At 34.1% G+C, this 12,942-nt stretch carries 13 protein-coding genes and 1 pseudogene; 8 read left to right on the top strand and 6 right to left on the bottom strand.

Features of this window, described 5'->3' with window-relative positions; genetic code table 11:
• Window positions 1–43: 43 nt before the first annotated feature.
• The 4 genes from RM538_RS12885 to RM538_RS12870 form a co-directional block, all read right to left on the bottom strand.
• Window positions 44–547 carry a GbsR/MarR family transcriptional regulator gene (locus RM538_RS12885; RefSeq protein ID WP_311333852.1) on the bottom strand — a complete coding sequence of 168 codons (504 nt, stop codon included), beginning with the start codon at window positions 545–547 and terminating at the stop codon, window positions 44–46.
• 92 nt (window positions 548–639) lie between these two features.
• Window positions 640–2,664 (bottom strand): M3 family metallopeptidase, encoded by a 2,025-nt coding sequence (locus tag RM538_RS12880; protein ID WP_311333851.1) that lies wholly within the window; start codon window positions 2,662–2,664, stop codon window positions 640–642.
• 51 nt (window positions 2,665–2,715) lie between these two features.
• A complete protein-coding gene (gene purE / locus RM538_RS12875; RefSeq protein ID WP_311333850.1) occupies window positions 2,716–3,204 on the bottom strand; it encodes a 5-(carboxyamino)imidazole ribonucleotide mutase in 489 nt (162 codons plus the stop codon).
• Window positions 3,205–3,210: 6 nt separating this feature from the next.
• On the bottom strand, window positions 3,211–4,368 hold the full coding sequence (locus RM538_RS12870) for a 5-(carboxyamino)imidazole ribonucleotide synthase (RefSeq protein WP_311333849.1): 1,158 nt from the start codon (window positions 4,366–4,368) through the stop codon (window positions 3,211–3,213).
• Between the two features lie 249 nt (window positions 4,369–4,617).
• Between RM538_RS12870 and RM538_RS12865 the strand changes: the two are divergent.
• The 6 genes and pseudogenes from RM538_RS12865 to RM538_RS12840 form a co-directional block, all read left to right on the top strand.
• Window positions 4,618–5,193 (top strand): annotated as a pseudogene (locus RM538_RS12865) (adenylate kinase); the annotation flags it as partial.
• Between the two features lie 29 nt (window positions 5,194–5,222).
• Window positions 5,223–6,236 (top strand): GTPase ObgE, encoded by a 1,014-nt coding sequence (gene obgE / locus RM538_RS12860; protein ID WP_311333848.1) that lies wholly within the window; start codon window positions 5,223–5,225, stop codon window positions 6,234–6,236.
• Window positions 6,237–6,309: 73 nt separating this feature from the next.
• On the top strand, window positions 6,310–6,831 hold the full coding sequence (locus RM538_RS12855) for a DUF4136 domain-containing protein (protein ID WP_311333847.1): 522 nt from the start codon (window positions 6,310–6,312) through the stop codon (window positions 6,829–6,831).
• 82 nt (window positions 6,832–6,913) lie between these two features.
• Entirely contained in the window at window positions 6,914–7,354 is a 441-nt protein-coding gene (locus RM538_RS12850) for a DUF4136 domain-containing protein (RefSeq protein WP_311333846.1), read from the top strand.
• A gap of 12 nt (window positions 7,355–7,366) precedes the next feature.
• On the top strand, window positions 7,367–8,326 hold the full coding sequence (locus tag RM538_RS12845) for a tetratricopeptide repeat protein (RefSeq protein WP_311333845.1): 960 nt from the start codon (window positions 7,367–7,369) through the stop codon (window positions 8,324–8,326).
• 131 nt (window positions 8,327–8,457) lie between these two features.
• Window positions 8,458–9,810 (top strand): UDP-N-acetylmuramate--L-alanine ligase, encoded by a 1,353-nt coding sequence (locus RM538_RS12840; RefSeq protein ID WP_311333844.1) that lies wholly within the window; start codon window positions 8,458–8,460, stop codon window positions 9,808–9,810.
• Window positions 9,811–9,813: 3 nt separating this feature from the next.
• On the opposite strand, the gene RM538_RS12835 is transcribed toward RM538_RS12840, so the two are convergent.
• Window positions 9,814–10,410: an FMN-binding negative transcriptional regulator gene (locus RM538_RS12835; RefSeq protein ID WP_311333843.1), complete on the bottom strand. Its 597-nt coding sequence runs from the start codon at window positions 10,408–10,410 to the stop codon at window positions 9,814–9,816.
• Window positions 10,411–10,449: 39 nt separating this feature from the next.
• Window positions 10,450–10,893 carry a DUF1569 domain-containing protein gene (locus RM538_RS12830; RefSeq protein WP_311333842.1) on the bottom strand — a complete coding sequence of 148 codons (444 nt, stop codon included), beginning with the start codon at window positions 10,891–10,893 and terminating at the stop codon, window positions 10,450–10,452.
• Between the two features lie 67 nt (window positions 10,894–10,960).
• Here RM538_RS12830 and radC point away from each other — a divergent pair, with 67 nt between their 5' ends.
• A complete protein-coding gene (gene radC / locus RM538_RS12825) occupies window positions 10,961–11,659 on the top strand; it encodes a RadC family protein (RefSeq protein ID WP_311333841.1) in 699 nt (232 codons plus the stop codon).
• A gap of 5 nt (window positions 11,660–11,664) precedes the next feature.
• Window positions 11,665–12,942 (top strand): DUF7033 domain-containing protein, encoded by a 1,278-nt coding sequence (locus tag RM538_RS12820; RefSeq protein WP_489753170.1) that lies wholly within the window; start codon window positions 11,665–11,667, stop codon window positions 12,940–12,942.

Below are 12,942 nucleotides of genomic sequence, written 5' to 3'. Positions count from 1 at the left end.
ATATTTTGCAATTTTAAGGGAGTATTTGCTCCCTTACTTTTCTTTACTTTAAAAATTTCACCAATGTCTTGGTAATCCAGTTTTGTTCTTGATTAACAATTCTATTCATCATAGTGTCTGCAGTATCTGCTAATTCATGCATTGCTTTAGTTTGTTTTATAAGCTCTTTTGTTTTTTCAGAACCATCATCTTTAATAGATGATACTTCTTTTAAAACTTTAATGGTAGGTTGTAATTCTCTGCGGCTTCTTTCTTTTGCTATTTGCCTTGAAAGCTCTGTCACATCTTTCTCGCTAGAAAAAAATTCTTTGCGTTCCCCAGGAATATTTACTTTGTATACAATGCCCCAGTCCATTAACCCTCTTAAGTTCATGCTTGTATTTCCACGAGAGATTTCTAATTCTTCCATAATGTCTTCCATGGATAGAGGGTTTGGAGAAATAAATAATAAGGCATGTATTTGAGCCATTGCTTTATTAATGCCCCATAACGATCCTAAGGCTCCCCAAGTACCTATAAATTTGTCTTTTGCTTCTTTATATTCCATAATTCAAATATACTAAAACTTTTAAAATTTCAAAAATAATTGAAAATTTATAAATCTTGACTGTTTTTGTTTTATAAGAAGTAGAGAAGCATTTACTTCAACAATCCAGCCCGTTTTAACAAGGCATCGGGATTTGGTTTTTTGCCTCTAAACTTAATATACAATTCCATTGGGTCTTGCGTCCCACCCTGCGAAAGCACAAAATCCTTAAATTTGGCAGCTACTTTTTTATTAAAAATACCTTCTTCTTTAAAATAAGCAAAGGCATCTGCATCTAAAACTTCTGCCCATTTATAACTATAATACCCAGCAGAATATCCGCCTTGAAAGATATGACTAAACGAGGTGCTCATACACGTTTCTGGGGTAGGTGGGAATAGGTTTGTGTTTTTAAAAGCAGTAGTTTCAAATTCTTTTACTGAAGTAATTTGTTTAGGTGATTCTCCAGCATGCCAAGCCATGTCTAACATACCAAAACTCAATTGTCGTAAGGTTTGCATGCCTTCATGAAAGGTAGCAGATTCTTTAATTTTCTCAACGTACTCCATTGGGATGACTTCACCCGTTTCATAATGTGTTGCAAAAAGTTCTAACGTTTCTTTTTGATAACACCAGTTTTCTAAAATCTGACTTGGTAATTCAACAAAATCCCAATACACGTTTGTGCCACTTAAACTAGAATAGGTAGTATTTGCAAGCATTCCGTGGAGTGCATGACCAAACTCATGGAAAAGTGTGGTTACTTCATTAAATGTAAGTAGCGAGGGCTTACTTGCTGTAGGTTTTGTAAAATTACAAACGATGGAAACATGGGGCCTGTCGTTTTCTCCATCTTTAATTTGCTGTGACTTATAACTTGTCATCCAAGCACCTCCTCTTTTTCCAGGTCTTGGGTGGAAATCTGCATAAAAGATAGAAACAAAAACACCTTCGGCATCAAGCACACTATAAACCTTTACGTCTTTATGATAAACATCAACTTCTGTATTTAATACAAACTGAAGACCAAATAACTTATTAGCAACTGTAAATACTCCATCAATTACATTTTCTAACTTAAAGTAAGGTTTTAGTTTTTCATCATCGAGATTAAATAACTTTTGTTTTAGTTTTTCTGCATAATAAGCACTATCCCATTTTTCAAGTTGCTCAATACCGTCTAGTTCTTTTGCAAATGCTGAAAGTTCCTCAAATTCTCTTTTTGCGGCTGGCTTTGCTTTTTCAAGTAGCTCATTTAAAAACGATTGCACCTTTGTGGGTGTTTCAGCCATTCGTTCTTCTAATACAAAATCTGCATGGGTAGAGTACCCCAATAGATTTGCTCTTTGGTTCCTTAGGGTTACAATCTGTAAAACCACTTCTTCATTGTTATGCTCATTGTTTTTAAAAGCTCTGCTTCCAAAAGCAAGTGACAACTCTTTACGTAAAGCTCTATTAGAAGCATACTTCATAAAAGGAATGTAACTAGGATAATCTAGAGTAATGTGCCAACCTTTTTTTCCTTTTTCTTTAGCAGTTTGAGCAGCAGCTTCTTTTGCACCTTCAGGAAGTCCGTTGAGGTCCTCTTCATTTGTAAGATGCATCTCATATTTATTAGTTTCAGCAAGTACATTTTCACCAAATGTGAGACTTAGTTTAGAGAGGTCTGCATCTAATTTTCGTAGTGTTTTTTTATCTTTTTCTGAAAGATTTGCTCCGTTTCTAGAAAAGCCTTTGTATTGCTTTTCTAGTAACATTTGTTGCTCTGGAGTTAAATTTAAAGTGCCTTTAGAATCATAAACCTCTTTTACACGCTTAAACAATGCTTCATTAAGTAGTAAATCGTTTTTGAAAGCAGAAAGCAAAGGTGAAAGTTTCTGTGCTATTTTCTGAATTTCTTCATTTGTTTCTGCACTATTTAAATTAAAAAAGATACTTGTAACTCTATTTAACTGCTCTCCAGTATTCTCTAACGCCTCAATAGTATTTTGAAAAGTTGGGGTAGTAGTGGCATTGGCTATGTGTTCAATTTCGCTTTTGGTTTGTGATATAAGTTCTTTGATTGCAGGGAGGTAGTGCTCGTTTTTTATTTTAGAAAATGGAGCTGTATCAAAGGGTTGTAATAAAGGGTTATTCATAAATTGAGTTATGAGTTATGAGTTATGAGTGGTGAGTTATGAGTGGTGAGCCTAGTATTTACTGCGAACTTCTTCTGCTCCTTTTTCTACTTTAAACTTAAGCCCTTCTTTATAGGCAATTACTTTGTCAAGCACGCATTTGTCTGCTGCGCCAATAATTTGAGCCGCTAGAATACCAGCATTTTTAGCTCCGTTAAGTGCAACTGTAGCTACAGGAACACCACCTGGCATTTGTAGAATAGACAAAACTGAATCCCATCCATCAATAGAGTTGCTAGATTTTACGGGAACTCCAATAACAGGTAACGGTGATAAAGAAGCAACCATTCCTGGTAAATGCGCCGCACCTCCAGCACCAGCAATAATTACAGCGATACCTCTTGTATGTGCATTTTTACTATAATCAAATAGTTTGTCTGGAGTTCTATGGGCAGAAACAATATCTACTTCTATTTCAATATCAAATCCTTTTAAAATATCTATAGCGTCTTGCATAACCGGCATATCGCTAGTGCTTCCCATAATGATTCCTACTTTCATATATTGTTATTTACTTATTACTTCAATTGTTTTCTTTACCTTTTCAGCTATTTGCCTAGCTTTTGCAATATCCTTATTTACAATGGTAACATGTCCCATTTTTCTAAAAGGTCTTGTTTGTTTTTTTCCGTAGATATGGGGTGTAACACCTTCTAATTTAAGGATGTTTTCGATGTTCTTATAATCAACATTTCCTGTATGTCCCTCAGCACCTACTAAGTTAACCATAATTCCACCAACTTTGCTATCTGTATTCCCTAACGGAAGGTCTAAAATAGCCCTTAGGTGTTGTTCAAATTGATTGGTATAGCTTGCTTCAATACTATAATGTCCACTATTATGTGGTCTTGGCGCAACTTCATTTACTAGAATTTCATCATCTTTAGTTTGAAATAACTCTACTGCCAATAGCCCCACATGTTCAAAGGCATTAGAGACTTTCTTTGCTACTTCTCTAGCCTTTTCTGAAACATTTTCATCAATTCTAGCTGGGCAAATTACATATTCTACCTGATTGGCCTCTGGATGAAATTCCATTTCTACTACAGGATATGTAGCTACTTCTCCCGAAACATTTCTAGCTACAATAACAGCTAGTTCATTTTTAAAAGGAATTAATTTTTCAGCAATACAGGCACCGCTAGGTAATGGTATAATGGCTTCTGCATCTTTAATGATACTTACGCCTTTACCGTCATAACCACCAGTACAGCTTTTCCATACAAATGGATACTCTATTTCTTTGCGAACAATAGCTTCATTAAGTTCGTTTTTTGATTCAAAAACTCTAAAAGGAGATGTTGGAATTTTATGTGCTTTGTAAAACTGTTTCTGAACGCCTTTATCTTGTATGTTTTGTAGTGTTTTTGAGGATGGATATACTTTTTTCCCCTCAGCCTCTAGAGCTGCAAGCGCATCAACATTTACACTTTCAATCTCAAATGTGAGGACATCTACTTGTTGACCAAAGTTGTATACAGTATCATAATCCATTAAGTCTCCTTGCTCAAAATAATTACATGCTATTTTTGAAGGAGCTTCAGCACTTGGGTCGAGAACATGTGTAGCAATGTCAAATTTTCTAGTTTCGTACAAAAGCATTTTGCCTAACTGCCCTCCGCCAAGGATTCCTAACTTGAAATCTGAAGAAAAATAATTTGCCATAGCACAAAGGTACGATGTTTGAAGACGAAATCGAAAGCGAAACTAAAAATTGAAGCTGGTAAATCAAAATCAATTGAAAGTAAGACTACGTAATGTGCTTCAGAAGAAAAAAAGTATCTTTGCACCCTCAATAGAGACAAACAAAAATTAGTAGTACTTTTTATGTGGAATTGGTTTAAAAATTTCTTCGGAAAAAATAATAACACTAAAGAAGTTAAACTTAAAAATGCTCCGCTTTCGCGGACAATAAATATGAAAAATATAGTATTATTTGGCCCTCCGGGTGCAGGAAAAGGAACACAAGCAGAAATATTAAAAGAAAAGTATGCATTAGTGCATATCTCTACAGGTGATGTATTTCGATATAACATTAAGAACGAAACAGAGCTTGGGAATTTAGCAAAGAGCTATATGGATAAAGGACACTTGGTTCCTGATGAGGTAACGATAAATATGTTAAATGCAGAGGTAGAAAAAAATGAAGGTGCTAACGGATTTATTTTTGATGGTTTCCCTAGAACTGAAGCGCAAGCAACTGCATTAGCAAAGTTGATGAAAGAAAAAGACTCACAAATAAATGCGATGGTAGCTTTAGAAGTAGATGATGAAGTTTTAGTAGGGCGCCTACTTGAAAGAGGAAAATCTAGTGGTAGAGCAGATGATGCGAATGAAGAAGTAATAAGAGAAAGAATAGCAGAATACTACCGTAAAACAGATATTTTAAAAGAATATTACCAGAAAGAAGATAAATACTTTGGGGTTGACGGTGTAGGAAGTATCGAAGAAATTACAGACCGTTTAAGTGCTGTAATAGACAAACTTTAAAACATTCCTGCTTTAGCAGGAAATAAACCATGACAGAAGGCAATTTTGTAGATTATGTTAAGATTCACGTTACTTCCGGAAAAGGAGGTAAGGGGAGTGCGCACCTAAGACGTGAAAAATATATTCCTAAAGGAGGACCTGACGGTGGTGATGGTGGTCGCGGAGGACATGTAATTCTTAAAGCAAATGAGAATATGTGGACGCTATACCATTTAAAATTTAAGCGTCACTTTAAAGCAGGTCATGGAGGAGCTGGAGGAAAACAAACTAGTACAGGTGCAGATGGTGAGGATGTATATATAGAGGTGCCTTTAGGAACTGTAGTGAAAAACACAGATACTGGAGAAACATTAAAAGAATTACTTGAAGATGGGGAAGAGTTAATTCTCGCCAAAGGAGGAAAAGGAGGACGAGGAAATAATCATTTTAAATCTTCTACAAACCAGACACCACGATATGCACAGCCTGGATTAGATGGTGAAGAAGGTAATTTTACACTAGAAATGAAGGTGCTTGCAGATGTTGGTTTGGTGGGTTTCCCAAATGCAGGAAAGTCAACGTTACTTTCGGTTATTACAGCTGCAAAACCTAAAATTGCCAATTATGAGTTTACTACGTTAAAACCAAACTTAGGAATTGTAGAATACCGTGATTATAAAACTTTTGTCATGGCAGATATCCCTGGGATTATTGAAGGTGCGGCAGAAGGCAGAGGGCTAGGACATTATTTTTTAAGACACATAGAACGTAACTCTACACTATTATTTTTAATACCTGCAGATGCAGATGATATTAAAAAACAATATGATATTCTTCTAGACGAATTACGCAGGTATAACCCAGAGCTTATTGACAAAGATAAACTTGTAGCTATCTCAAAAAGTGATATGCTAGACGAGGAGCTTAAAAGTGAAATGAAAACCGAATTAGATATTCAATTTAAAGGAATTCCATATCTATTTTTCTCATCTGTAGCACAACAAGGCCTTATGGAATTGAAAGACACGTTGTGGGGGATGTTAAATGAGAAAGTGAGAGGTTAATTGTTAAAGAATAACAAAACCAAAATCTCTTGGCGTACTTTTTGCGTAGATTTATAATGTAATTGACAACATTATGAAATTTATATATACTGTTTTGGTCTGTGCATTGTTGGCTTCTTGTGGAGCAACAGTAGCTGTAGACTATGAGAAGCAGACAGATTTTTCGGTTTATAAAACCTACAATTATTATCCAAGCATAAATTCTGGACTTAGTGAACTAGACAATAAACGTATCATAAAGAGTACAGATAGTTTATTACAAACCAGAGGTTTTAAAAAGTCAAGCAGTCCACAGTTTTACATCAATTTTTTTGCTAAAGAACAACTATCAAACTCTCGAAGTAGTATAGGTGTTGGAGTAGGAAGTGGGGGACGCAATGGAGGATTTGGTATAAGTGGTGGTATTCCAATTGGAGGTAAATCTGTAAACCAACAATTTACAATAGACTTTATAGATGTACAAAAAGATGATTTGTTTTGGCAAGCTATTGTAGATGGTAATTATAAAGAAAAAGCTTCACCACTTCAAAAAGAAAAATATTACTTCACAATTATTGAAAAGGCGTTAAAAAAGTACCCGCCTAAAGCAGAATAGATTTATGTTAAGTTATATTAGAGTAATTTTAATTATTAGTTCTTTTATAGTTTTATTAGGTTGTAAAGCCTCGATTTATACTATGAAAGAAGACGTTGATTACTCACAGTATAAAACATACAACTTCTATCCAACACTTAAAACTGGTTTAACAGAAGAAGAAAGTAAGCTTATTGTACAAATAATAGAAATTAATATGCTTAAAGCAAAGTATAAAAAGTCTAAAAACCCAGACTTGTATATTAATTTTTTTGCTGAGGAGTTAAATTATATAGGAAACTCTAATAATTTTATACCTATTGGGTCTATTAATGATGATGTAGATAAAAGTATTCCAATTAAGAATGTGAAAGTAAATCAAAATTTAATAGTTGATTTTATTGATGTAGATAGTGATAAGTTAATATGGAGTTCTAATATTGATGGAATCTATGAAAAAACAATTACCCCAAAAGAGAAATTTAAATACTATAAAAACTACTTAGAGAAAACAGTAGAAAAGTTTACAGCAAGTAGTAAATAACACTAACATTTTATGTTGAATAGATTTGTATTAATTTTTATTATCAGCCCTTTTATTTTAGTTGCTCAAAACTCCTATGAGCAAGCCAAAACTCACTTTAATCAAGAACGTTTTAACAAAGCAAAACCTCTTTTTGAACAGTTTTTAGAGCAAAACCCAAACCATAAAAAAACAAGAGAATACCTTGGTGATATAGCAGGTTATGCTAAAGACTGGGATACAGCAATAGAGTATTATGAATCTCTTGCAGAAGAAGAAGATACTAATGCCAATTACCACTTTAAGTATGGTGGAGCTTTAGGGATGAAAGCACTTTCAATAAGTAGAATTCGTGCTGCTACATATATTGGGGATATTAGAAGAGAGTTTGAAAAAGCAGCAAAATTAGACCCCAATCACATAGAAGTACGTTGGGCTTTGGTTGAGTTTTATATACAGCTGCCAGGAATTATAGGCGGTAGTGAGCGCAAGGCTATTAAGTATGCTAATGAGTTAGGTAAAATTTCAACCGTAGATGGTTACTTGGCCAATGGATATATTGCAGAATATAGTGATAGACCAAATGATGCAGAAAAGTTTTATAAAAAAGCAATTGAGGTAGGCGGTTCACCGCACACATATGATAAATTAGCAGAGCATTACGAGAAAAACAACAAGCCAAAAGAAGCCATGGAAACGGCTTCACAATCACTTAAAATTCATAAAAGAAATCAGCTAAACTATCAGATTGGTAAAATTGCTGCACAATACAATCTAGATGCAGAGCTTGGCATTAATTGTTTGCAAGCCTATATTGCAAATCACTCTGCAAAAGACGGAGTTCCTAAGGATTGGGCATATTATCGTATGGCTCAGATTTATAAAAACCAAGGTAAAAAACAGACAGCGCTAGTCTGGATTAATAAGGCCTTAAAAGAACGCCCTAGTTTTAAAGAAGCCAAAAAAGAAAAAGAAATTATACAAGCATTATAGTCTAAAAGAGCTTTTAGCTGCAGTTCTACAGGCAAAACGTGTTTCTGCGGTCCTTATTTCTAAAATTTTTAAAGGCTTTCAAATTAGTATCTTTACAAGAATTTATAAAAACAAAATACATATACTCAAATATGAGAGTACACTTTACAGCTATTGGCGGGAGTGCGATGCACAACTTAGCTTTAGCATTGCACTTTAAAGGAGATACCGTCACAGGTAGCGATGATACCATTTTTGACCCCTCAAAAAGTAGGTTAAAAGCACAAGGTTTACTACCAGAAACTTATGGTTGGTTTCCTGAAAAAATTAATACCTCCTTAGATGCAGTTATCCTTGGGATGCATGCCAAAGAAGACAATCCAGAGTTGCTAAAAGCCAAAGAGTTAGGGCTCAAAATATATAGTTATCCAGAGTTTTTGTATGAGCAGTCTAAAGATAAAACAAGAGTAGTAATTGGTGGCTCTCACGGAAAAACAACTATTACTTCTATGATTTTGCATGTTATGCATTATCATGATAAAGAAGTAGATTATATGGTTGGCGCACAACTGGAAGGTTTTGATGTGATGGTAAAACTTACTAATGAAAATGACTTTATTCTGCTTGAAGGAGATGAGTATTTATCGTCACCTATAGATCGAAGACCTAAATTTCACTTATATAAACCTAACATTGCTTTGTTAAGCGGAATTGCTTGGGACCATGTTAATGTATTCCCTACGTATAAAAATTATGTTGAGCAGTTTTCTATTTTTCTAAATCAAATCACTAATGGAGGTGCTATAATTTATAATGAAGAAGACCCAGAGGTAAAAAACGTTGTAGAGAATTCAGAAAGTCTTATTAAGAAGTACCCATATCAAACACCAAACTATGCGGTTGAAGATAGTGTTACCTTACTAGAAACCCCTGAAGGTCCTATGCCTATTGAAATTTTTGGGAAGCATAACCTTAACAACTTAGAAGGGGCTCGATGGATTTGCCAGTTAATGGGGATAGATGCAGATGACTTCTATGAAGCTATAGCCACTTTTAAAGGAGCAAGTAAACGTCTAGAAAAACTAGCCGAAAGTAATACAGCAGTTGCATTTAAAGATTTTGCACACTCACCAAGTAAGGTAAAAGCGACAAGTAACGCTGTAAAAAATCAATATCCAGAAAGAAAGCTAGTAGCTTGTCTAGAACTACATACCTATAGTAGTCTTACTCCTGCATTTTTAAAAGAATACAAAGGAGCATTGGATGCAGCAGATACTGCAATTGTTTTTTATTCTCCTCATGCAGTCGAAATTAAAAGGCTAGCTCCAATTACAAAAGAACAAATTGCAGAAGCCTTTCAAAGAGACGATTTACTTATTTACACAGACCCAACTGCTTTTAAGGACTTCTTGTTTTCGCAACAGCTAGATACTACTTCTTTATTGCTTATGAGTAGCGGTAATTATGGTGGACTAGACTTTGAAGAGGTGAAGAAGTTATTGTAAGTTTTATGTATAAATTCCCTCAATAAATCCAGCAATATTCTTGTTGGATTTTTTTATGAGTTCCTGTTTAGCAGCTTCAAAATCTGCAGGGTTTTTGTCTTGCGAAAGTTTAAATTTTGCTTCCCAATGTGTCGGAGTCACTTCAAAAGCTTGTATATAGTTTATTAACCTATCCATGCGGTTATCATCCATTTTAAGCGTGAAATTAGGATGTTGTCCTTCAAGAAAAGCGGTCATGGCTACCATTGTTTCTTTAACTGCTTCTGGAGCGTTAATTTGAGTAATGTTGCCTTGTACGTGAACTATCATATAGTTCCAAGTAGGAAGTTGTTTTGTGGTATAAATACTTGGAGAAATATAGGTGTCTGGACCTTTAAAAACTAACGTTGCGCTACTGCCATTTTTAAGCGTTTCTATTTGAGGGTTATTTTTATCTATATGTGCTACTAGTTTTTTTGAAACCTCATTATAAATAACTGGGATATGTGTAACAAACGGAGTATTATTAATTGCAGTAATAAGCGTCGCGAATGGAAATTGCTTAATTAAGGCAATCATCTTAGTTTTATCTTGCGATTGATGATGCGGCGGTGGATACATTTTATAAAATTCTAAGAGTAACTAACAGCTCATTATAACTTAAACTCCAAACTGTCTTAAATGATGGTCTAAATGTTTGTATTGCATTTTGCCCCATTGTTCTTTAGTTAGTTTACCAAAAGCTGGATGAGGTTTCCAGTCATCCCTATCTCTTTGAGAATCAAATTCATTAAGTAACTCTATGAGTTTAGCTTTTTCTGTTACAAAATCTCGTTTTTCAGTTTCTTTTAGCTTAGGTGCAGTAGGTAAATTTTTTCGCCAAGGTTTATCACTATACATAGATTTTTTAAATAATAAATTTATTAACCAATTAGGCTTAAAACCATAGTCTTTTTTCTCAAGTATTATGTTGAGAGGTCCTTGGCAATGATGTGCCATTTGTCCGTGGGTCATTTTACCCCACTCGCGTTGAGAATCTTCAGATAGATTATCAAGTCTATTTTTAATTTCAGTAAAAGCTTCGGTTTCAAAAAGAGATTGCATCACAAATAATTGTTATGTTAATTTTCAGATTAAAGATACTTAATTATCTTTAAGCAAATTCAATATTTTGGAAGAATACAATACTTCTTTTTCAATAAAAAATTGGAGTGAGGACGATAGACCTCGCGAAAAACTACTTAATAAAGGACGTATGGCATTAAGTGATGCAGAACTTATTGCTATATTGATTGGTAGTGGAAGTAAAAATGAAAGCGCCGTAGCATTAAGCAAACGTATTCTAGCTTCAGTAGAAAATAACCTTAATGAGCTTGGAAAGCTAGATACTAATGAGCTTATGGCGTTTAAAGGTATTGGCGAAGCTAAAGCTGTTACTATTGCTGCTGCATTAGAACTAGGGAGACGAAGAAGAATGGAAGATGCCTTAGTGAGAAAAAAAATAACCTCAAGCTCTGATGCCTTTGCATTATTACAACCTCTTATTGGAGAACTCGCTCATGAAGAATTTTGGATAGTGTACCTAAACAATTCAAATAAGGTATTACAAACTTCACAATTAAGTAAGGGAGGTATAACAGGAACTATAGTGGATGTGAGATTGGTATATAAAACAGCAATACAGTTAGGGGCTGTAGGCATTATCCTAGCACATAATCATCCAAGTGGAACTTTAAAGCCAAGTCAATCTGATTTAGACTTAACTTCAAAATTAAAAACAGCAGGGAATAGTTTGGATATAAAAGTTCTTGACCACATTATCGTAACTCAAAAAGCGTATTTTAGCTTTGCAGATAATGGAACCTTATAACCCTTATGCTTTTAATTTACACTCAAAAAGTAACTCCGAGAATTCAATATGTTTTTAAGCATATTATGACACGTATTTTGGGTATTAAGGTCGAATTTACCTCTACAATAGAAAACTTTATTTCTCATGCAGGCCCTAAAATTTCTTATGGAAAAAAACCAATGGGTAACGAGTTTTATATCTATGCAAATGGACTGCTTACCCAGCAAGGTTTTGAAACTATAGATATTACCGTAAAAGAATGGGAAGAAACAAAGTGTTTTTTTTCGGCAACAGAGAGAAGCGCAATTCCGTTTGATATTTTTTCGGCTTCATTTTACTTACTAAGCAGGTATGAAGAGTACTTACCACATGTAAAAGACGAGTTTGGGAGATATCCAGTAACAGAAAGTTTGGGGTATAAAGCATCTTTTTTACACCAACCTGTTGTAGATATTTGGGCATATAAACTAAAGAGAATTTTAGTTTCTCATTTTCCAAAACTTATTTTTAAAAAAAGAAATTTTATTGTACATCATTTAGTGTCTTCTCCACAACCATATAAATACATTCAAAAAGGAATAGTACGTTCTATAATTGGTGGGACAGGAGAGCTTGTTAGGTTTAAACTAAAAAGTCTTTACAATCGCATAAAAGTACTTACCCTAGGTAAAGACCCTAACGATACTTTTTCTTGGGTTATTACTACTATTAAAAATAGACCTGAAAAGTTTACGTTTTTTTTTATGCTTGGTGAGTCTATAGACTATAATGAAAGTATTACAACCTACCGTAAGCGTTTTAAAGCGTTAGTAAAATTTGTTTCAGATTATAAAGAAGTTGGTTTGTTGTTCTCTAATGATGGATTAGAGGATTACCAAATTAAAAAGAAAGAGAAACAACAACTTGAAGCAGTTACTAATAGAGCTGTAAAAAGTACAATGAATATACAACTTAGGGTAAACCTTCCAGATTTCTATAGAGATTTGGTTGAGCTAGAAGTTGAAAAAGATTTTACTATGGTTTATCAAAATACACCCGGATACCGAGCTGGAACGTGTACTCCTTTTTTATTCTACGATTTAGATTATGAAATCCGGACCCCGTTAACCATTCATCCTATTGCATTTACTACTGAATCTTTAAAAACAAAACACCATTCTCAAGTTGAAAATTTAATAAATGAGTTTAGGTCTCAAGTACTACAAGTTCAAGGCACTTTTTCTATCCTATTTACAAATACAGATTTTATAGATATACCAGAAAATAAATCTTGGCGATTGTTTTTTACTGAAAATAGTTAA

Origin of the sequence: Patiriisocius hiemis, assembly GCF_031846325.1 — a bacterium.
Classification (GTDB): domain Bacteria; phylum Bacteroidota; class Bacteroidia; order Flavobacteriales; family Flavobacteriaceae; genus Patiriisocius_A; species Patiriisocius_A hiemis.
The sequence above is the reverse complement of the archived record's forward strand: the minus strand, read 5'-3'. Positions and strand labels throughout refer to the sequence as shown.